Annotated in this window: 20 protein-coding genes and 1 other RNA gene; 10 read left to right on the top strand and 11 right to left on the bottom strand. The window is 51.3% G+C overall.

Annotated elements, in window-relative coordinates; all coding sequences use genetic code 11:
* Positions 1–148 precede the first annotated feature (148 nt).
* The 4 genes from rnpB to trmD all read left to right on the top strand — a co-directional run bounded on the left by rnpB (position 149) and on the right by trmD (position 2,659).
* Positions 149–546: RNase P RNA component class A (rnpB, locus tag GK091_RS15145), an RNA gene on the top strand.
* A gap of 133 nt (positions 547–679) precedes the next feature.
* Entirely contained in the window at positions 680–1,264 is a 585-nt protein-coding gene (locus GK091_RS15140) for a 30S ribosomal protein S16 (RefSeq protein ID WP_164039844.1), read from the top strand.
* Between the two features lie 137 nt (positions 1,265–1,401).
* Entirely contained in the window at positions 1,402–1,995 is a 594-nt protein-coding gene (gene rimM, locus GK091_RS15135; protein WP_164039842.1) for a ribosome maturation factor RimM, read from the top strand.
* Positions 1,985–2,659: a tRNA (guanosine(37)-N1)-methyltransferase TrmD gene (trmD, locus tag GK091_RS15130; RefSeq protein ID WP_164039840.1), complete on the top strand. Its 675-nt coding sequence runs from the start codon at positions 1,985–1,987 to the stop codon at positions 2,657–2,659. Before rimM ends, trmD begins: the two co-directional genes overlap by 11 nt.
* A gap of 88 nt (positions 2,660–2,747) precedes the next feature.
* Here trmD and GK091_RS15125 read toward each other — a convergent pair whose 3' ends face one another.
* The 4 genes from GK091_RS15125 to GK091_RS15110 all read right to left on the bottom strand — a co-directional run bounded on the left by GK091_RS15125 (position 2,748) and on the right by GK091_RS15110 (position 7,046).
* Positions 2,748–3,119, bottom strand: a complete 372-nt coding sequence (locus GK091_RS15125) for a hypothetical protein (RefSeq protein ID WP_164039838.1) — start codon at positions 3,117–3,119, stop codon at positions 2,748–2,750.
* Positions 3,120–3,131: 12 nt separating this feature from the next.
* Complete coding sequence (locus GK091_RS15120; RefSeq protein WP_164039835.1) at positions 3,132–5,354, bottom strand: transglycosylase domain-containing protein; 2,223 nt, start codon at positions 5,352–5,354, stop codon at positions 3,132–3,134.
* A 141-nt stretch (positions 5,355–5,495) separates the two neighbouring features.
* Positions 5,496–5,948: a GNAT family N-acetyltransferase gene (locus GK091_RS15115; protein WP_164039832.1), complete on the bottom strand. Its 453-nt coding sequence runs from the start codon at positions 5,946–5,948 to the stop codon at positions 5,496–5,498.
* A gap of 60 nt (positions 5,949–6,008) precedes the next feature.
* Positions 6,009–7,046: an RluA family pseudouridine synthase gene (locus GK091_RS15110; RefSeq protein ID WP_164039830.1), complete on the bottom strand. Its 1,038-nt coding sequence runs from the start codon at positions 7,044–7,046 to the stop codon at positions 6,009–6,011.
* 128 nt (positions 7,047–7,174) lie between these two features.
* Here GK091_RS15110 and GK091_RS15105 point away from each other — a divergent pair, with 128 nt between their 5' ends.
* Entirely contained in the window at positions 7,175–8,086 is a 912-nt protein-coding gene (locus GK091_RS15105; protein ID WP_164040824.1) for a 1-aminocyclopropane-1-carboxylate deaminase/D-cysteine desulfhydrase, read from the top strand.
* A gap of 16 nt (positions 8,087–8,102) precedes the next feature.
* Here the strand turns inward: GK091_RS15105 and GK091_RS15100 are convergent, their stop codons facing one another.
* Positions 8,103–9,056 carry an L-threonylcarbamoyladenylate synthase gene (locus GK091_RS15100; RefSeq protein ID WP_164039828.1) on the bottom strand — a complete coding sequence of 318 codons (954 nt, stop codon included), beginning with the start codon at positions 9,054–9,056 and terminating at the stop codon, positions 8,103–8,105.
* 140 nt (positions 9,057–9,196) lie between these two features.
* On the opposite strand from GK091_RS15100, the gene GK091_RS29835 reads away from it, so the two are divergent.
* The gene (locus GK091_RS29835; RefSeq protein ID WP_262889189.1) at positions 9,197–9,322 is read left to right on the top strand and encodes a hypothetical protein; all 126 of its coding nucleotides are present in this window, start codon (positions 9,197–9,199) and stop codon (positions 9,320–9,322) included.
* 154 nt (positions 9,323–9,476) lie between these two features.
* Here the strand turns inward: GK091_RS29835 and GK091_RS15095 are convergent, their stop codons facing one another.
* Positions 9,477–9,944, bottom strand: a complete 468-nt coding sequence (locus tag GK091_RS15095) for an FKBP-type peptidyl-prolyl cis-trans isomerase (protein ID WP_164039826.1) — start codon at positions 9,942–9,944, stop codon at positions 9,477–9,479.
* A gap of 287 nt (positions 9,945–10,231) precedes the next feature.
* On the opposite strand from GK091_RS15095, the gene GK091_RS15090 reads away from it, so the two are divergent.
* Both GK091_RS15090 and GK091_RS15085 read left to right on the top strand, forming a co-directional pair.
* Positions 10,232–10,837 carry a fasciclin domain-containing protein gene (locus tag GK091_RS15090; protein ID WP_164039823.1) on the top strand — a complete coding sequence of 202 codons (606 nt, stop codon included), beginning with the start codon at positions 10,232–10,234 and terminating at the stop codon, positions 10,835–10,837.
* Positions 10,838–11,082: 245 nt separating this feature from the next.
* Positions 11,083–12,297: a L,D-transpeptidase family protein gene (locus tag GK091_RS15085; protein ID WP_164039820.1), complete on the top strand. Its 1,215-nt coding sequence runs from the start codon at positions 11,083–11,085 to the stop codon at positions 12,295–12,297.
* Between the two features lie 312 nt (positions 12,298–12,609).
* Here GK091_RS15085 and GK091_RS15080 read toward each other — a convergent pair whose 3' ends face one another.
* Positions 12,610–13,332: a murein L,D-transpeptidase catalytic domain family protein gene (locus GK091_RS15080; protein WP_164039818.1), complete on the bottom strand. Its 723-nt coding sequence runs from the start codon at positions 13,330–13,332 to the stop codon at positions 12,610–12,612.
* 106 nt (positions 13,333–13,438) lie between these two features.
* Between GK091_RS15080 and GK091_RS15075 the strand changes: the two genes are divergently transcribed.
* Entirely contained in the window at positions 13,439–14,176 is a 738-nt protein-coding gene (locus GK091_RS15075; RefSeq protein ID WP_164039816.1) for an EcsC family protein, read from the top strand.
* Positions 14,177–14,231: 55 nt separating this feature from the next.
* Here the strand turns inward: GK091_RS15075 and GK091_RS15070 are convergent, their stop codons facing one another.
* The 3 genes from GK091_RS15070 to GK091_RS15060 form a co-directional block, all read right to left on the bottom strand.
* Positions 14,232–15,374 carry a serine hydrolase domain-containing protein gene (locus GK091_RS15070; RefSeq protein WP_164039815.1) on the bottom strand — a complete coding sequence of 381 codons (1,143 nt, stop codon included), beginning with the start codon at positions 15,372–15,374 and terminating at the stop codon, positions 14,232–14,234.
* Between the two features lie 78 nt (positions 15,375–15,452).
* A complete protein-coding gene (locus GK091_RS15065) occupies positions 15,453–16,124 on the bottom strand; it encodes a PorT family protein (RefSeq protein WP_164039813.1) in 672 nt (223 codons plus the stop codon).
* Positions 16,125–16,212: 88 nt separating this feature from the next.
* Positions 16,213–16,770: a DUF4142 domain-containing protein gene (locus tag GK091_RS15060; RefSeq protein WP_164039810.1), complete on the bottom strand. Its 558-nt coding sequence runs from the start codon at positions 16,768–16,770 to the stop codon at positions 16,213–16,215.
* A gap of 140 nt (positions 16,771–16,910) precedes the next feature.
* On the opposite strand from GK091_RS15060, the gene GK091_RS15055 reads away from it, so the two are divergent.
* Positions 16,911–17,861 carry an EamA/RhaT family transporter gene (locus tag GK091_RS15055; RefSeq protein ID WP_164039807.1) on the top strand — a complete coding sequence of 317 codons (951 nt, stop codon included), beginning with the start codon at positions 16,911–16,913 and terminating at the stop codon, positions 17,859–17,861.
* Here GK091_RS15055 and GK091_RS15050 read toward each other — a convergent pair.
* The gene (locus GK091_RS15050) at positions 17,854–19,296 is read right to left on the bottom strand and encodes a Kelch repeat-containing protein (protein WP_164039804.1); all 1,443 of its coding nucleotides are present in this window, start codon (positions 19,294–19,296) and stop codon (positions 17,854–17,856) included. The genes GK091_RS15055 and GK091_RS15050 overlap by 8 nt on opposite strands.
* Positions 19,297–19,312 lie beyond the last annotated feature (16 nt).

Below are 19,312 nucleotides of genomic sequence, written 5' to 3'. Positions count from 1 at the left end.
GAAGGGGGTTGTTCCATACGCCGTATCTTGGAGATACGGCGTATGGAACAACCCCCTTCGCTCGGCACCCCCGAAAAACAAGCCTCAAATCAAAAAAATGATCACTTGAGAAACCGGCAGGATGGGTGTACCTTTGTTCCCCCTGAGTAATACGAGTTGGCTTATCGCGTCTGAGCAATCAGGCGAGGAAAGTCCGGGCAGCGCAGAGCACCCTACTTCCTAACGGGAAGGAGAACGGTTGGGAACGACCGTTCGACAGCTAGTGTCACAGAAAATATACCGCCGAAAGGTAAGGGTGAAAAGGTAAGGTAAGAGCTTACCGCCCGCTGGGTGATCAGCGGGGCAGGATAAACCTTAGGGGCTGAAAGACCAAATAAGCGTCGGACGTGGGGCGGCTCGTTCCCGTTCGGGCGTAAGCCCGATGCCGACGCGGGTAGGTCGAACGAGGTGGCCGGTGACGACCATCCCAGATAAATGATAAGCCATCTGACTCAGCCACAAGCCTACGTCAGTGGACAGAACCCGGCTTATAGGCTCGTATTGCCCAGGTTTCTTTACCGCGATCGTAAGTAGCTTTCAGAAAAGTAAAAATCATGCACTTTTCTGAAAGCTTTTTTGTACCTTTGCGGCCACGTTTTACGCGGGGGACGCGTCCTCCATCAAAAACCAACAAGCACAAATGGCTGTTAAAATCCGTTTATCGCGTCGTGGACGCAAGAGAATGGCGATATATGACATCGTCGTGGCCGAATCAACATCGCCCCGTGATGGCCGATTCATCGAAAAAATCGGTTCATATAATCCCAACACTGACCCTTCGACGGTCGTTTTGAAGTCGGATCGGGCTGTGTATTGGCTTATGGTTGGTGCTCAGCCGACGGATACCGCTCGTTCGGTATTGTCACACGAAGGCATCATGTACCGCAAGCACCTGCAAGTGGGCGTTAACAAAGGCGCTATCACGCAGGATCAGGCTGATGATAAATACTCAACCTGGAAAGATGACAAAGAGAGCCGTAAAGCAGGAGCTGCCGATACTAAAACTCAAACCAAAGAGCAGGTTCGCGCCGAGCGTCTGGAAGCTGAGCGTAAAGTAAACGAAGCGCGTGCCGAAGCGATCGCTAAGAAAAACAAAGTTGAAGAGCCCGTCGCTGAGCCTGTTGCCGAAGCACCCGCAGAAGCGGCTGCCGACGAAACACCAGCTACCGAAGCGGCTGCCCAAGAAGCGACTCCAACAGCGGAGGAGGCTCCTGCTGCGGAATAGTTTTTCGAAAAAATTTGTTGATAAAGAGCCTGTTCGTATCTGGACAGGCTCTTTTTATAACCAAAATAGTCGGTGTCTTACCGAACAGCCTCAGCTCGAACGGCTCTCATTCGGTACACCGACCGATTTCATTTCATATGACAAAGGACGATTGCTACCAAGTAGGCCATATAACCAAGACGCACGGTGTCAGCGGTGAATTGGTGCTGTATTTAGACGTTGACAATGCCGCCGAGTACGCCGATCTGGAATCGGTATTACTGGAAGTGAAGGGCGAGTTGATTCCTTATTTTATTGAGTCGATTGCTATCGTGAAAGGTAGCCGGGCAATCGTTGCGTTTGAGGATATCGATTCCATGGAGCAGGCCGAACGGCTTATTAACTGCGGAGCCTTTCTGCCACTCGATGAGCTGGAGCCGATCACGGACGAAACCCGGTTTTATTTCCACGAAATCGTTGGTTTTCAGATTGTTGATGCGACGGAAGGGCCATTGGGTATCGTTCGGGGGGTGTATGCTATGAACGCGCAGGATTTGATCGCGATGGATTACCAGGAAAAAGAAGTGCTGATTCCCATCAACAGCGATATTGTCAGAACCGTGGATCGGGCAAATAAGAAACTGAATGTTGCCTTACCAGACGGTCTGCTGGCGATTTACATGGAAGACGACGCTAAAGAAAAACCAGACGATCAGACTGACCGTAGCCCAGACGATACCGATGAGGATTGATATCATTACCTGTCTGCCCCGGCTACTCGACAGCTTTTTCGCGCATTCCATTTTGCAGCGGGCGCAACAGGGAGGTTATGTCGAGGTCGTCGTGCACGACCTGCGCGATTTTACGGCTGATAAACATCGACGTGTCGACGATTATGCGTTTGGTGGGGGAGCGGGTATGGTGATGCAGATCGAACCGATTGCCCGCTGTATCCGATCGTTGCAGAACGAACGCGCCTACGACGAGATCATTTACATGACGCCCGACGGCGAACGGCTGAATCAACAGATGACTAACATATTATCACTGCGCCAGAATCTGATCATTTTGTGTGGTCATTACAAAGGTGTTGACGAGCGCGTACGGGAGTTATTTGTTACCAAAGAAGTCAGCATTGGCGATTACGTCTTGTCGGGGGGCGAACTGGCTGCGGCTGTGTTGTCCGATGCGATCATTCGGCTTCTGCCGGGCGTGTTGAACGACGAAACCTCGGCACTAACCGATTCATTTCAGGATAATCTATTGGCCCCACCCGTCTATACCCGTCCGGCTGAGTTCGAAGGACATCAGGTGCCCGCTATTTTGCTGTCTGGCCACGAAGCTAAAATCGACGAGTGGCGGCACGAACAGGCGCTGGAACGAACGCGCCAACGACGACCGGATTTACTGGAGTAACCAGTATTATAAACCATAAAATGACCGACGCCATATGCCGTATCTTGGAGATACGGCATATGGCGTCGGTCATTTTATGACTATGTTATTACTCTACCGGATGTGAACTGACAACCGTACAGTCGCAACGTTTGGTGCCGGCGGGTAGCGTAACCGGTTTATCGAAGATGCTTTTGGGCAACAGTGTTCGCGAGAACGTAGTAAATTTCTCCTTCAACCGATTGCCTGCTCCATCAAATGCTTCGATCTTGACGGATATATCATTATGAGATCGCGATGATAGATTTTTTACGGCCACATTGACGGTCGAGGTGACCAGCACATTATCGACCTCGGAGCAATCGACCGTCAGGTCAATGGTCTGGGGTGTCAACGATGTGTGGTTATACTGCGAAAAAAAGTAAAGGGCAATCCCGCCAAGGACGAGCACAATCAGGAGAAGTCTTATAAATGCTTTCATTCGTTATTCATTCTATGGATTACCGGTACCGTTCTGCAACTGCTGTTCTTCTTTTTCCCGGCGTTTACGTTCCCGGCGTTCCTGACGAAGCTGTTTGCGCGTTTTAACCGTGTCAGCAGGAGCCTGTTCGCTGGGGATCGCTTCGCTGCGATCCGGCTGAACCGTGGGTTGCTCGTCGGTGCGATTATTGTCGCGGTCGCTCTTGTTTCCTTTAAATAAACGACGGAAAAAATTGCCGATCCCGTTCCCTTCTTCGAGGTCGCCATCCAGTTCATCGGTTGGCTCGGTCATCAGACTATCGGTCTGGAACAGTGAATCGACAGGGGCAATCTGACGGCGTAGGCCCTCGCGCAGCCGTACGTCATAGAAACCATAAGCTCCTGAATCGGGCGTAGTCAGGCCACGCCGGGCCATGATCTTGCCAATGAGCCGGAAATAACCACGCACATTACGGGTCTGCAAGGTGCCGTCGGGTAAAAACCAGTCGAGCGCGCGTTTGGGCCTTGGTACTACGAAGGCCAGGAAAATACTCTCACCAAGGTTCAGCTCAGCCGGGCTTTTGGCGAAATAATACCGGGCCGCTTCACCAATACCGTAAATGTTTCGCCCCCACTCAATAATGTTCAGGTAGACTTCATACATCCGGTCTTTAGGAACAATGTGCTCATTTTCGATGAGCCAGACGATCAGAATCTCCTCAACTTTGCGGGAAAGGGTCTTATTCCGGCTCAGAAACGCGTTCTTAACCAACTGCATCGAAATCGTACTGGCTCCCCGTTTGAAGGATTTCTCTTTGATATTGGTCGCAATCGATACCCGGAACGCTTTCTCGTTGAACCCTTTGTGGGTAAAGAAATTGTAATCTTCCGAGGTCAGCAACGCGTTACGCAGGTCCGGAGAAATCTGGTTCAGTGGTGTGTAGTTGGGATTATCGGGGCCCACGACAATAGGCCGAACGGGTTTTTCTTTCTCGTAAGGCGTGTACACGAATGGATGATTAATCGCGGCAAAATCGGTTCTCCCCATCTTCAGCACGCGAAATCCGTCCGGTGTAAGTCCTGAATTAAATTTCACCGAATCGGGTAGCGACATATCCAGATGGAAAGCCATATCGTATTTGAGCTTGCCCGTCACCTGCATACCTTCCAGCGATTCGAACAGCCCTTGCGGGAACGAGTTGAATAACGACTGGGCGTTCAACTGATCGGTATGCAACTGCACGTCGTATACCTTGGTCGGTTTTAGCGTGTATTTAACGAAGGGCCGTGCGCTAACCTCGCCCAGTTGAAGAACCGATGAACTGTCTACCCCGACGTAATTCTCGCCGACGAACAGGTTGGCGTCTATCGACGCTTTGGGCACAAAAACATCCGTACGGGCAATGGCTTCATGGTTGATACGAAGGTTACGCACCGAACCGGCCCCTTCGAGCCGGAACTCGTCACCCGCCCGATCGACATCGCGCAACTGCGCCCGAACCGTGTCGGCCTGTAGTTTCAGCTTGAATCGCTTTTGAATATAAGCCAACTCCAACGGCTTGTTATCCGCGTAGAGGGCCAGATCATATTCGCGGTCGGCGGGGTCAGCCGTACCCGTAACGTGCCAGGTCGCCTGATCTTTATTGAGCTTCAGCGTAGAGGTAACGTCCTCGTCTTTTATCGTGGCCGTTTGCGTAAGCAGACTGATCGTATCTTTATTGTCCATACCCCGAAATTCCAGATTGCTGATACTCAGATCATCGGGAATTTTGGACAGAATATTGTCGATCAGATTCTCCGCTACGTTCGATAGGTCGGTGCGTTTACTGCTCTCGGTTTTTGTCGAATCACGTTCCTTACGAAGCAGAAAATCGATATTCGTCAGCGAATCGCGCTTCGTGACCTGGATCAGCCCATTTTCAAGCGTCATACCCGACAGACCCACTTTCCCGGCCAGCAGTGGCCAGAAGCGAACGGCCACTTCCACCCGCTGAATACGGGCCAGGCTATCCCGTTCTTCGGGAACGACCGAAATGTCGGTGAACGCCACTGAACTCAGGCCCGTAAATCGGGCCGATCCAATCCGAACATCGAGCTTGTAGTCTCGTTTTGCTTTTCGAATGGCCCGCTCAAGCGCGGTTTGGAGTAGGCTCTCCCGTTTGGAGTAGGCAATACCCGCCCCTACACAGCCTAACAAAAATATACTTAGAAATACCCAGCCAGCGATTCTGATGGCTTTACGTTGACTATACGTCATGCTTTGTTACTAGTCTCGAATCGCAAAGATAGGGTTTTTGATCATCGGGCAAGGTATAGAACCAAGAGAGCACTGGGTACGAAGCGGGGAGATTTTAGGGAAAGGAGGATTTAACACCATTTCGTACCCAGTGCCGCTCGCTCAAAAATCCAGGTGGCAGTTCGTCCACCCGTCGTCGAAACGGGTGCCAAACTGCTGATAAAAGCCGATAGCGGGCTTATTCCAGTCCAATACCTGCCACATCATGCCGGTGCAATGCGTTTCGCGGGCTGTCTCGATGGTTGCATCCAGCAGGAGCTTTCCAATGCCGTACCCCCTGAAATCTTCGGTAACGATAATGTCTTCCAGGTAAAGACGCTTGCCTTTCCAGGTCGAATACCGGAAATAATACAGGGCCATGCCTACGATTTTTTCACTTTCGGAGTCTTCTGCCACCAGCAGCCCAAAAAGCGGATTAGCGCCGAAACCATCATCGGCCATCTGTTCGGCGGAACTTGTGACCTGATCGGCGGCTAATTCATAGACGGCCAGTTCAGTTACCAGAGCAAAAGCCTGTGGTATGTCGGCGCGGGTACCGGGACGAATTGAAATCATGTAACGAGTACGTTAGGAGGGACGGGTTAGTTGAGGTGTGCGTTGAGTGATAGTGCCAGACTACTGGTCGTCGTTCGTCGTTTTCTTGCGCCATTTGTCGAGGGCCGCCTGAAAATCGTCGGGGAGGTCAGAATCGAATTGAAGCCATTGGCGGGTACGGGGATGGGTAAATCCCAGCGACTTCGCGTGTAAGGCTTGCCGGGGTATGAGCTTGAACGCATTATCGACGAAGGCTTTGTAGGTACCAACCGGAGTACCCCGCAGAATGCGGTCGCCCCCGTACATGGCATCGTTGAACAGCGGATGGCCAATGTGCTTCATGTGCGCCCGGATCTGATGGGTACGACCTGTTTCCAGATTGCACTGTACCAGGGCGACATAGCGAAGGGATTCCAGCGTTTTGTAGTGCGTGATGGCCCATTTACCTTTCGATTCGTCGTCGTAGATGACCTGCACTTTCCGGTCTCGAATGCTTCGGCCAATGTAGCCCGTAATGGTGCCATCGGTTGGGTCGGGCAGTCCCCAGACCAGGGCATTGTAGGTTCGTTCGATGTTGTGTTCGAAAAACTGCCGGGCCAGGTACGTCATGGCGTACTCAGTTTTGGCGATCACCATCAGGCCCGACGTGTCTTTGTCGATTCGGTGCGCCAGGCCGGGTCTGATCGCGCCGTTTCGGGATGTGGGCAGGTTCTGGAAATGATACACCAGCGCGTTCACCAGCGTTCCGTCCCAGTTGCCGTGGGCGGGGTGTACGACCATGCCCGCTGGTTTGTTGAGAACCAGTAGTTCGTCGTCTTCAAAAACGATATTGAGCGGAATATTTTCCGGCTTAATGTCCGTGTCGCGGGGTGGATGTGGAAGCGAAACCGTGATCACGTCATCCGGCTTGATCTTGTAGCTGGCTTTGGTGATGTTACCATTGACCCGTACCGACTCGACATCGATAGCCGCCTGAATTTTAGTGCGTGTGGCGTTTTGCAGCCGGTCCATCAGGAACCGGTCGATGCGCAGTAAGCCTTGGCCTTTATCAACCACAATGCGGTGGTGTTCGTATAATTCGTCGTCTTCGGGTGATTCGTCTTCCGTTTCCGCTACCATTTTCTCAGATTTGTACCTGCGCCTGGTTGACAATCCGCGATCCGCAGGTCGACTTGTCCGATGACAAAGGAACCTTCCGGTGCGCGGCTTTTAGCCAGACTATTTACCAAACAGCAAAAATAAGGATTATGGCCGAACTTGCCCGGCAACTCGCCGAATTAGCTGGTAACTCACCAGTTCAGCTACTGGCCGATCCATTCCCCGAACCCGTTGCCATCCGGCTGTTTCTGAAACGGGATGATCTATTGCATCCGCAGGTGTCTGGAAATAAATGGCGCAAGTTGACGTATAATTTGCTAGCCGCGCAGCAGCGGGGTTTGAAAACCTTATTGACGTTCGGTGGGGCTTACTCCAATCACTTATATGCCACCGCTGCCGCTGGACAGGTGTTTGGCTTTACTACGATTGGGATCGTTCGGGGTGAGGAGTTGGCGAATAGGCCCAGAAACCCGACGCTGCAATTCTGCGAAGCGTGTGGTATGCAGCTTCATTTCGTAAGTCGGGTGGAGTACCGTCGGAAAGATGAGCCACCGTTTATCAAGGCGCTGATTAACCGATTTGGGCCATGCTACGTGCTGCCGGAGGGTGGTACGAATGAATTAGCCGTGCGCGGTACCGCCGAGATTATCCCCGAACTAAGGGCTCAGTTAGGTTATATGCCCGATTACGTTTGCTGCCCGGTTGGAACGGGTGGAACGGTGATGGGCCTGATCCGGTCGGCCACACCAGCTACGACTGTTTTAGGGTTTCTGGCGTTGAACGCACCAACGTTTCAGTTGCCTTTCGTTGACCCGTTACCCGAAAATTTCCGGCTGCAAACGGGCTATTCGTTTGGGGGTTATGCCAAAACAACGCCCGCATTACTTGAATTTATCCGAACATTCGAGCGGAAAACCGGTATCCGGATCGAGCAGGTCTATACCGGCAAGATGTTGTATGGTATTTATGAGCTGGCTCGTCAGGGCTATTTCCCCGCTGGTGCCACAGTGGTAGCGGTCCACACGGGTGGGTTGCAGGGTAGAAGCAGTGAGCTGGATTAGAAAACGGCTCACAAAATTAGTGCTGCACAGAAGCCCGTCTTAGCCGGTCGTTCATGGCCCAGCCTAACCCCTGATTGGGCAGCGGTTCGGCATAAATGATGTCTACGGGCAGCGAATCCAGTGCTCGTAAGTGCGCAAAAAGATTCTTGGCCGCTTCGTTCAGATCGCCGGTAGGGGAGAGTACCCGCTGATTGTCGGATCGAATACCGCCGAAGGGTTCACGGAACACAAGCGCACCCGCTTTGGCATCAGGCTGGGGACTTTCGCCCGGCTGTAGGAGGATAAGCGGTTTTCGCGGAGCGTAATGACTGCTCAGCATACCGGGTGCTTTGGGGTTAGAGGTCGAATGCGTACGAACGTTTACCGGCCCGATGACGCGTTCGATGTCTTCCAACGCCATACCGCCCAGCCGAAAGACAGTCGCTTTACCGGCTTCGAAACCAATAATCGTCGACTCAAGGCCAACACTAGCCGGACCACCATCCAGAATGTAGGGAACCTGATCGCCTAGCTGATCGGCAACGTGCTGCGCCGTGGTTGGGCTGATGTAACCGAATGGATTCGCGCTGGGAGCCGCCAGTGGAAAATCGAGTGATCGCAGCAAAGCCAGCGTCAACGGATGGTTCGGAATACGAACGGCAACCGTCGGCAAGCCCGATGTAGTCAGGTCCGGAATTTGATCCTGTTTGGGCAAAAGAAGCGTTAGTGGACCCGGCCAGAACTGTTCGGCAAGGCGTCGGGCGGGCTCGGGAATGTCCGTAACAACCTGCTCTACCTTAGCCAGTGAATCCGTGTGGACAATGAGAGGGTCGAAGGCCGGGCGATTTTTTACCCTGAAAATAGTCAGGACCGCGTCCGGATTGAGGGCATTGCCAGCTAGCCCATATACTGTTTCTGTCGGAATCCCGACGACATTTCCTGCTTGTAGATACGCGGCTGCAACTCGAATATCTGCGCCAATCTGGGTCATGGCCGCAAAGGTACGAAGATTTTGTACACAGATACGGTGTTGACTTTACTGGATCGTAATGCGTTCTATTCGTAACAATACCCGGCAGGGGTAGCACCTACACCGCATTCGTGGTTATCTTTACCCAAAAAACTAAAGCCATGAACGAGCGGTTCAAACTATGGCTCAAGCGCGTGGGTTGGCTGGGCTTCTTCTTTTTTCTGATCAAGGGTCTACTCTGGCTACTGATTCCGTACCTGATCGCGAAGGGAGTCTTTTCGAAGTAGCTGATAAATGAGCAATTGGGGTAAGCTCTGGTTTATAAATTCTGTATTTGTGGGCTTCCAGCTTCCCGTAGCGGGCGAATTAATTCGCCCGCTACGGGAAGCTGGAAGCCCACAATTTTGTGTCCAAATACTGATTTTCTCCCGTCACCGGCAATTAGTGATGACCGCCGGGACCATGAACGTGTCCGTGGGCCAGCTCGTCAGAAGTGGCATCACGAACGTCTATAACTTCAACGTCGAAATGCAGATTCTGGTCGGCTAGTGGATGGTTACCATCGACCGTTACCGTGTCCGGGGTTACGTTCGTCACCGTGATCAGTTCGCCCTGATTCGTTTCGAACTGCATGCCCACTTCAATTTTCTGCCCGCCAAATGCGGAGATGGGCACTTCCTGAATAAGTTGGGGATTGCGTTTGCCGTAGCCCTTTTCGGGTGCGACATCTATAACTGCTTTATCGCCTTTAGCTTTTCCTTCCAGCCCTTCTTCCATACCTGGAATGAGGTTACCCTTGCCATGAAGATAAAAGAGCGGGTCACGTTCCTGGCTCGAATCCAGGATGTTGCCTGCATCATCACGAAGGGTATAATGGATGGCAGCGACTTTGTCGTTCGAGATTTGCATAGTAATTAACGTCCGATTGGTTTTTGATTAGAAACAATCGAAATGCAAAGTTGGCTCTTCCTGTTGAAAATAAATTTATCCATAGTGAAGAAATGTGAAGCGGTTAAGTACACGTGCATTTTGCTGGTTGAGTCCTTACCCGGAAAAGTTACTTCGTTTTCTGCGCTAAAAGCTACCGCTCACGAAACATTTGCCGAATTGCTGCGTTTTTCAAAAACTGATGCGTGTGGCATTGGGGCTTGTTCGATCGAATGAGTCGATTAGTATTCACCATCTATACCCAACATATGACTACGAAATCGAGTTTCGGCTGGGCGATTGCATTCGCTCTACTTATTGGCGTCAACGCAACTACCAACGCTCAGGACAATCAGAACAACCAGACGACAGCAGCTCAGCCCGCAACAGCGAGTAACCTGGGTATGCCCGGAAACAACCTGAAATCAGGCGTTTCTACCGGAAAAGATCTGGCAATCAGCGCGGCAAAGTCGGGCGATCATACCATTTTGTTCCGGGCTTTGCGCGTGTCAGGGTTAACCGAGCAGGCCGCTGGCAAAGGCCCCTATACCGTTTTTGCCCCAACCAATGAGGCTTTCAATAAATTACCAGCCGGTACTGTCGATGGGCTTCTGCAACCAGCGTCAAAGGCAAAACTTACCAAACTGCTGGCCTATCATGTCGTCAAAGGCAAGCTGACATCCGCTCAGTTGCAGGATGGTCAAAAGCTTAAAACCGTGACCGGTGGTACGCTGACCGTTGGCAAACAGGGCGATACTGTGACGATTACTGACGGAGCAGGTAATACGGCTACGGTCAATGCGGCCGATGTTGAAGCAACCAACGGGATTGTCCATTCAATTGATACAGTGTTGATGCCAGCAGCTGGCAAATAGACTATAAAAACGAGTTTTATCAGGCTCCGCCAATTCTATAGCAGGATTGGCGGAGTTTTTGTTTCGTGCAAACCAGACGTAGGCGCACAGGTCAGCTAGCTCAGCCGAAAAGGATTAATAGCCAAATTCGTCGCTCAACGGACAATCCTGTTGCGTATGTTTTGTATTTAAGGTGAAATAGATTCGGGCGCTAATAACCTAAACGGGAGGTTCTGTGTTTAAAATGATACTACACTCAACGAAAAATGGAAAATCGGAAAATTTGGATTGGCGTGGCCGTATTGGCCGGATTAATAGTTTTGTTCTTCGTTGGCCGCGAACTAGTAACGTGGCAGCAAAAAAAGCAGGTAGCAAAACAGGATCAGCAACAAGCGGCCCAGTCACTTGCTCAGGCGAAGCAAAGCCTGCATCAGGTGTGCCAATACGCCGACTCAGTGGGTATCGATACGAGTCGTTATGCGGTTACGGGCACAATGGCTATCGATGAGATTACTAAAAAAGCGGCTCAGTTGATGATGGAGGTGCGCTACGGAAAGAAGCCATCCCGTATTGAGTTTAGTGGTCTTCCCGAAGCGATAGACTCTTCGTGGGTTGCGAAAATGGACACGGCTTTTTCGGCCACCGACCTGACCCGCGATCTGTCATTTACACCCTATAATCAGTTGGTGAAGCATTACAGCCGGTTGCGGAGCCAGGGGAAAGGCAGTCCCGCCGTTGCCGATTCGCTGCGGCTGATTCGACAGACGCTTAATTTTTATCGCTATATCAACCGGTTCGACCCGGACAAATTCGTTGTGGTCAACATTCCGGCGGGCGAGTTGAACGTCTTTGACCGGAAGGGACAGCGGTTCTTACCGATGAAAGTAGTTGCGGGCAAGAAAGACAAGCGGACGCCTTGCATGACAACCTACATCAAGGACATTGTGGCGTATCCATACTGGAATGTTCCAAAAAGTATTGCCACCAAAGAAATGCTGCCCAAAATCCAGAAAAACGTGTCGTTTCTGTCAAGTCAGAATTTGCAGGTGCTGGATAGCCGGGATCGTGAAGTGGACCCCGACGAGATTGACTGGGAAAGTCTGTCCGAGACGAATTTTCCGTACCGCATTCGGCAGGCATCGGGTTGCGACAACTCGCTTGGCTTGATCAAATTCGATCTGGAAAATCCGCTGGCTATCTATCTTCACGATACCAACGGTCGCGACATATTTACGCTTTCTGACGACCGCTGGCGCAGTCACGGGTGTGTGCGGGTACAGAAGCCTGTTGAGTTAGCCAATTTTGTTCTTGGTAAGCAAACGTTCGATGCTGGTTTCATGAATCGCTGCCTGATCGATCAGAAGCCGCAGACGCTGGCCATTCCTAAACGGTTTCCGGTCTTCATTACCTACAACATTGCGGACGTTGACGCAGCTGGGCGACTACACTTTTACAACGATGTGTATGGGCTCGGCAACTGAGTAATCCAGTCAGCCGATTGTCAACTGCGGGGTAAAACCATAAACTTTATATGGCCTTACCCCGCAGTTTATTTATTAGCCATCGATCGGACCTGTTCTGGGCACGTCGCTCGCTACCATACCAGCCACAAAAAATAGCGCCCGTATCGTTCGCAATCGAATGATACGGGCTATCAACTCAAATCAACTATAGATACGTAGATGGCCGCAACCAGTGGTCAGTTCGTTCTGATTAGTTTGGTACGGTTATGAAGCATTATTACTTACCGTTTCCGATTGCCGAATGAGCTTCGAGCCGAACGGAGAGCAGTTCTACAAAGAGGCCAGCGCGTTGGTCAGGAACGTCGACTGATTCAGATAATTCGGGTCGGGCGAGTAAACGAACAGGCAGGTACCGCCTTTCACCGCTTCGATAATTGGTTTTGACAACTCGTATGGCACTGCCGGGCAACCCTGACTACGACCCAGACGACCGGTTTTACGGATAAACGCTTCGCATACGTAATCGGCACCGTGCAGCACAATGTTGCGGTTATACACATTGTCGTTGAAGCCTTTTTCCAGTCCCTTCAATTGCAGCGACAGACCATGTTTGCCCATGTACGTGTTGAGCGTCTGGTAAAAACCCAGGCTGCTCTGAAACGACGAATTGGTATTGGAGAACTGATTGGGAACCAGATCACCGGAGTTACGACCGTGCGAAACGTAGGTGTTGAACAGGAGTTTTTTGCTGGCAAGGTCAACGACATAGAGCCGTTTTTTTGTCGATGGCTGACTCAGATCGACGATTGAGATGACCGATTTGGTGGTGTCTGTTTTTTGCCAGCCCCGCATCGCATACTCAAATACACTTTTCTGTAAACCAGACTGTGCCAGATTGAGTTGTTCATAGACATCCAGCTTGGCAAATCGCTTTTCCTTTGGAGCAGCTTTTGCCGCAGTTGATGTAGCGACAACGACGCGCGTAGATTTGAATCCGGTACTTGCAAAATAAGTGAGAACAAGCACGGCCAGAAGCCAAACGACTTTATTCATAAGTACAAGCGGGGTGTTGGTATTTTGTAAGGAAATGTACGACTAAAACTCGATTTGGCGTTTTTTAATTCGCTAAAGTACTATCTTTTTGCCAAAAACACCCACTATGACCCCCTATCAGGACACTGTTCGAACCGAATTGGTCCGCTGGCAACAGGCTATGCAAAAGCCGCCATCGGCCCTGGGAAGGCTCTCTACGTCCGTGCAGCGCCGGATTAATCGGATCATTCCCCGGCGTATCCACCAGGTTATTACGGCTACCATTAAACAGATGACGCGGGCCGTTCTATTCGGTGCCGACTTACTGAATCGCCTGCCGGAACCTGGTCTGACGTTGCCGCAACGGGAAGCAAAAGTCGTCAGCCGGATCAACTTTTACCGGAAAGCCAGTGCGGCCGAAGGAGGGGTAACGGGAGCGGGCGGGCTGTTGCTCGGGCTGGCCGATTTCCCGTTGCTGCTTGGCCTGAAAATGAAATTACTGTTTGAGATTGCCGCACTCTACGGCTATTCGTCCCGCGATTACCGCGAACGGGTCTATATTCTTTATGTTTTCCAGCTAGCCTTTTCGAGTCAGGAGCGTCGGCAGGCCGTCTACGAATTTATTACCGACTGGCCCGAACACAGCCGCCAGTTACCGGATGACATCAACCAGTTCGACTGGCTAACGTTTCAGCAGGAGTACCGCGATTACATCGATCTGGTCAAAATGGCGCAGCTGATTCCTGGTATCGGTGCTGCGGTGGGCATTGTCGCCAATTATCAGTTGGTTAGTCAGCTGGGACGTACCGCAATGAACGCCTACCGGACGCGATGGCTGCAAGAAAATAAGTTGTTACTGAGTTGAACATGTAAAAAGGGTAGTAGCTCGCCTGATAGACTGTTGCGGGTTGCCACCCGCGTTACTTAGCTTGCGTTCGTTTGCGGACTTCTTCCCGCCAGTTTATGCCTAAAAAGCCGAAGGCCGGATGGTAACCACCAAGGGTCTGCGTCAATATTTCGTCGGCGAAGTCCAGACCATTCGATCCATTCGCAAAATAGATTACAGCATCCTTCCGACTACGATTGGCCGCAACGTAGCATTTAAACGCGCCGTTGTCGCCCCAGTGCCAGAAGTAGGTCGCTTTTGGTGTGCGCTCTAGTCCGAAACCCAATCCCCAGAATAGGTCAGGTGCCAGTGTGGTGGAGTCTGCAAATCGCTTCGGTAACTGGCTTTGCGGGCTTAGCATCTGATCGACGGTAGCTGGTTTCAAACCCTTATTGTTGACAATAGCCAGAATAAATCGCGCATAATCGCTGGCGGTGGTGTGCATCGAATAAGCCATGTTTGCCTGCTGAGGTTTGTATTTGGGTTCGGTTTCCCCGGACTCATTATGTGGTTGGGCCACGTTGGCTGCAAAGGAGGGTTTCCAGACGAATCCACTTTTAGTCATGCCCAGCGGTTTCAGAACCCGTTCCTCCATGAGCTCATTAATAGGCTGGTTCGTAATTTTTTCGACTACTTTTTGCAGGTAAACGAACCCTTCGCCCGAATAGCTGAATCGTTTGCCGGGCGGAAATAACAGCGACAGGTGGGGGGATTGTCTATCGTTACGCCAGTTCGGAAAACCGGACCGATGACTGAGCACCATGCGGGCGGTCAATTGCTGATAGCGTTCATCGTCAGCCACATCCGAATAGGGGAGGTACGTATACAGTGGCTTGTCGAGGTCGAGTTTGCCTTCCTCAACCAGTTGCAGAACGGCATACGCAAACACGGGTTTAGTTAATGAGGCCGCTTCAAACACGGTGGCTGGGGTAACCGGCTGCGTCGAGTCGGCCTTTGTCAGTCCATATCCCTTCGTGTACACCACTTTACCGCTCTGAATGATCGCTATGGACAGACCGGGCACATGGGCGCTATCCATTAGTTGCGTGATGCGTTGATCCAGCCGATGCAGTTTAGCGGTTGTTAACGCCGATTGAGCGCTGGCGAGCTGAACCGTCAAGAGATTTAGGAAGCACCAAACGTATAGTCTGTTCAATGGTTGGGTAGATGAGTTCATTCGTTAGTAGCACCGGTCAGTTGTATGAAATCGGTCCCGAAGTGTGAATGGTATTGACCTGATCCAGTAAGCAGGTGGTCAGAAAGAATAGATCAACTGAGTTTGCAGGCCCAGTTCGTAGGTGCGCTTATCCGTGTGAGAACCACCGAAGCGGCCTAACCGATAGGTAGCAGTTGGTTGTACGGTCAGCGCAAGCGTTGGGTCAATCTGATAAACAGCACCCGCTCCGATCATGGCACTAAATTGTGGGCCGGGATCAGGACTTAGCCGAAGTTTCTGCGTGGGCATATCATCCCGCACGGCAACCACCCGCGACGAAAAAGGTATATCGATCAGTACGCCGAGGGTGTAATAGGGCGATAGTTTTTTTGCCGACGACCGGAAATTAAGCATGAGCGGAATGCGAATGGCCCGACTGCGGATGCTGGTAGTGCCTTCGCCCGCCAGTGGCGAGCGGGCAACTTGAGTTGGTAAATAGCGATACCAGATGCCAGCGGCTACTGACCAGCCGGGGGCGTAAGTGTAATAAGCCGTGGCACCCGCTACGTAGCCAACCGAACCAACGGTGCCGTTCATGTATATGGGTTCAACGATTGCTCCATCGCTGTCGGGATACAGATAAAAGCGCGAGTAGGCCGTATTAACATACAGGGGAGTAATGGCCGCCGAAACCGATAATTTTCCCTGACCAAAAGACGATACAGCCTGAAGCAAACACAAGCAGAGCAACGAATAGAGCGGTTTGGTCATACGAGAAGTCGGATCAATTTTAAGTGAAATAACGCAAAAAAGGGCACCGACCAACTGGTAGTGCCCTTTTTTTAGTGGCGAATTACGCTTATTTCAAGGCATCGTTGATTGCCTGGATTTTGGTCAGATGCTCTTTCAGCGTTGGTAACGTTTTTGTAGCAAGTGCCTTGATATCAGGGTCTTTCGCATCTTTGCTGGCCTCTTCGAATTCGTCGATATCCTCCTTATGATCATCAACCATCAGGCTTACATATTTCTTGTCGAATTCTTTGCCGGAGAGCTTCGCCAGCTCATTCACATGTTTCTGGTGATCTTCCCCCAGCGTTGTTGGCAGGGTGATATTTTTGCTGGCAGCCAGTGATTTAAGTTCGTCGTTTGCCTTCGAATGATCTTTTACCATCATCGCGCCAAAGTCTTTTACCTGCTGATTTTGGGCTTTTTCCTGAGCCAGTCGACCTAGTTCAACTTCCAACATACCGCCACTGGCTGCTTTTACGGCGAATTCAGAGTCGTCATCGTCCGACGTACTTTTGGCTTCATTGGCCTGTTCAGCGCGCTCTTCACTGTCTTTCTTTTCACTACTGCCGCACGATTGCAGCGTCAGGCCACTTGCGATCAGGAGGGCCAGGAGAATGGTCTTTTTCATGGTTTTGTTGCCTTTATAACGTTGATATACAGATTAGTAATTAGAACCCTGATTCGTGCGTATTGTTTGGCCTGCGAATGATGACTTATTTTATGCGCTGGTCAATCGCTTCCAGACTCCTGATAGACCCGTGTCGCTCTATGCTCTTTCTTGTATTAAGTGTTCTGCTTTCGGTGGTGTTGCTGCTGAATTTTCGGCTGTTTCCCCACTATGACGTCAATACGTTTCAGGCCATCGTTTTCAACTATCCCGTTTGTTTTCTAACCGGTTATCTGTTGTTGCCCGCTGGACAGTCGTTCTCGGTCGACTTCGGGCAGACGTGGACATGGCTGGCCTTTGGACTGGGCGTGGGCTTTATCCTGACGTTCATGCTGTCTGGCGCATCGACACAACGCATGGGAATTACCGCCACGTCGCTGGCCAACAACCTGTCGCTCGTGATTCCGGTCTGCTTCAGCCTCTTCGTTTTTCAGACGGGCGGCAAATCCTTCGATGCGCTGAATTACCTGGGTCTATTCCTAGCCGTGGTTGCCGTGGGATTAAGTACGTATAAAAAGGAGCCGACCGATCTATCAATAGAAACGCCTGTTCCGGCGGGAGGAGTGGCATCGTCAGCCGCCGGACCGCGCCGAGTAGGGCTAACAGTGTTGTTGCCCGTAGCCGTGTTTCTGTTCTATGGCGCGACCAATACGATGATCAATTACATGAACATTCGCTATATCCCGTCGGCGGACAAAACCATCGTTGTCACGCTGACAATGGTGCTGGGGGCGATTGTCACGGGCTTGCTGATGTTGCTAGTGCGCGTCATCCAGGGAAAAGAGGCTATTCAGGCGCGTAGTCTGGTTGGTGCGGTTACGCTCGGCGTTCCGAACTTCCTTAGTTTCTATACGCTGCTGCTGACGTTGTCGCAGTTTGGCGGCAACGGCGCGTTTGTGTATCCGCTCTACAACATCGGCGTCATTCTGGTCGCTGCGCTGATGGCCGTTCTCTTTTTCCGGGAAAAACTGTCGACCGCGAATAAGATTGGTCTAGGGCTGGCGGTGCTGGCTATCGGCTTGATTTCGTGGCAGGAACTACTCGCTATTTAAGGAATATTTCGGTCAACGCACCAGTCGTCCGGTTGAACACATACAGTCGATTGTTGACGGTGAGTGGCAGTAGCGCAAACCGCTGATCATTGTCTGATAGACCGGGGAGGTCATAGTAGGTTATGGTTCGACGATCGGACAGCGAGTATTGCACTAGCTCGTCTCGATACAAAATTCCCCGGGCCCGTACACTGCCCGGCTGTACCAGCAGATTATTGGCAGACCCTAAACCAACGAACAATTCTGAACCAACCGGCATGAGAAACGAGTAATTCGTATACCCTTGCTGAGCCAGCGTTTTCTGCAACGTGGATTCTTCCTCAATGTGGTCCGTGTCCAGATCGTACCGGACAATTTGCTCACTCACAGTGCCTTGCCCGTTATTGACATTTAGTGGAATTGCGTTGTAGAAATCGCCGTCGCTCGCCAGATAATAGGGCGTACTACCCCGATTTGCCCGAAGCACCGGCTTGTCGATCGCCGTGGTCTGATTTTGCTGCGTATCGAACGAAAGGGTCTGGAATGGGAAGGTGTTGACAAAGTAGGCGTTGTTCTCAGCCGATAACTGGTAGAAACTATTGAACAGATTTTCGGCCGCCTTTTGCCCCAGATTGGTCCAGGTATTTCGTTTCGGATCATACTCCCACATCATAGGCTCCTTGCCGGTGGGATACCAGTAGTTTTTAGTGGCGTGTACGTAGAGCTTGTCATTGGCCGCGAACACGATGGGCGACATCGCAAATACACTTTGTCCCAGACTCTGCTGGGGTGTCCACTGATCAGCCAGCGCGTCATAAGCCGTTAGTTCGCCACTGGGGTAAAATGAATAAAGACGACCACGCAACGTAATAAATTGATGATAGTTGGGAATCGGCATTGACCCATCCGACACGACAGGCGTAGGCACTTTAGATCGGTTTACCAGCTGTGCAGGTTGCAGGGCAGGCCGCTGGGGTAACTGAAAGGCAATGGCTTTATGGTCGAAGCGGGATAGTCGGTCGGCAAAATTGAAGCGACCATACAGGACATCGCCGTTTTCCAGAATGACATAAGGATCAACGAAATAAGTTTGGCCGCGCTTCAGATTGGTCAGCGTCGCTTCGAGCGCATTGGTGCTGCCAAATCGGTTCGGGAATGGAGCGGTTACCTGCTGAGCGCCGGAGCTGCTGAGTTGGGGTAAACTATCTGTTTCCGAAAAGCAGTACCCGAACTGGCGAACGTTTATCGGACCATCATTAAAGTAAACAGAACAGCGTATCGTAACTGTATTCTGGCTGCTGTGGGCCTCCAGGCTAACGTCACTGAATGTCAGGCCAACGGCATTGATACCGACTTCTTTAAGATTAGCGGTTAGGTTGGCTGGTGTGGCTTCCTGTGGGTTCTGGCAAGACGATACCAGGATGAGAAATAGCAGTAGCAAACGTTTGTCATTCATGCTTTGCCAAAAACTA

The sequence above is a fragment of the Spirosoma agri genome (genome assembly GCF_010747415.1).
GTDB lineage: Bacteria > Bacteroidota > Bacteroidia > Cytophagales > Spirosomataceae > Spirosoma > Spirosoma agri.
This window is presented reverse-complemented; position numbering and strand designations above follow the sequence as displayed.

Coding starts and splice junctions, on each gene's coding strand:
- GK091_RS15140 (WP_164039844.1), top strand. CDS start 680: ATGGCTGTTAAAATCCGTTTATCGCGTCGTGGACGCAAGAGAATGGCG.
- rimM (WP_164039842.1), top strand. CDS start 1,402: ATGACAAAGGACGATTGCTACCAAGTAGGCCATATAACCAAGACGCAC.
- trmD (WP_164039840.1), top strand. CDS start 1,985: ATGAGGATTGATATCATTACCTGTCTGCCCCGGCTACTCGACAGCTTT.
- GK091_RS15125 (WP_164039838.1), bottom strand. CDS start 3,119: ATGAAAGCATTTATAAGACTTCTCCTGATTGTGCTCGTCCTTGGCGGG.
- GK091_RS15120 (WP_164039835.1), bottom strand. CDS start 5,354: ATGACGTATAGTCAACGTAAAGCCATCAGAATCGCTGGCTGGGTATTT.
- GK091_RS15115 (WP_164039832.1), bottom strand. CDS start 5,948: ATGATTTCAATTCGTCCCGGTACCCGCGCCGACATACCACAGGCTTTT.
- GK091_RS15110 (WP_164039830.1), bottom strand. CDS start 7,046: ATGGTAGCGGAAACGGAAGACGAATCACCCGAAGACGACGAATTATAC.
- GK091_RS15105 (WP_164040824.1), top strand. CDS start 7,175: ATGGCCGAACTTGCCCGGCAACTCGCCGAATTAGCTGGTAACTCACCA.
- GK091_RS15100 (WP_164039828.1), bottom strand. CDS start 9,056: ATGACCCAGATTGGCGCAGATATTCGAGTTGCAGCCGCGTATCTACAA.
- GK091_RS29835 (WP_262889189.1), top strand. CDS start 9,197: ATGAACGAGCGGTTCAAACTATGGCTCAAGCGCGTGGGTTGGCTGGGC.
- GK091_RS15095 (WP_164039826.1), bottom strand. CDS start 9,944: ATGCAAATCTCGAACGACAAAGTCGCTGCCATCCATTATACCCTTCGT.
- GK091_RS15090 (WP_164039823.1), top strand. CDS start 10,232: ATGACTACGAAATCGAGTTTCGGCTGGGCGATTGCATTCGCTCTACTT.
- GK091_RS15085 (WP_164039820.1), top strand. CDS start 11,083: ATGGAAAATCGGAAAATTTGGATTGGCGTGGCCGTATTGGCCGGATTA.
- GK091_RS15080 (WP_164039818.1), bottom strand. CDS start 13,332: ATGAATAAAGTCGTTTGGCTTCTGGCCGTGCTTGTTCTCACTTATTTT.
- GK091_RS15075 (WP_164039816.1), top strand. CDS start 13,439: ATGACCCCCTATCAGGACACTGTTCGAACCGAATTGGTCCGCTGGCAA.
- GK091_RS15070 (WP_164039815.1), bottom strand. CDS start 15,374: ATGAACTCATCTACCCAACCATTGAACAGACTATACGTTTGGTGCTTC.
- GK091_RS15065 (WP_164039813.1), bottom strand. CDS start 16,124: ATGACCAAACCGCTCTATTCGTTGCTCTGCTTGTGTTTGCTTCAGGCT.
- GK091_RS15060 (WP_164039810.1), bottom strand. CDS start 16,770: ATGAAAAAGACCATTCTCCTGGCCCTCCTGATCGCAAGTGGCCTGACG.
- GK091_RS15055 (WP_164039807.1), top strand. CDS start 16,911: ATGCTCTTTCTTGTATTAAGTGTTCTGCTTTCGGTGGTGTTGCTGCTG.
- GK091_RS15050 (WP_164039804.1), bottom strand. CDS start 19,296: ATGAATGACAAACGTTTGCTACTGCTATTTCTCATCCTGGTATCGTCT.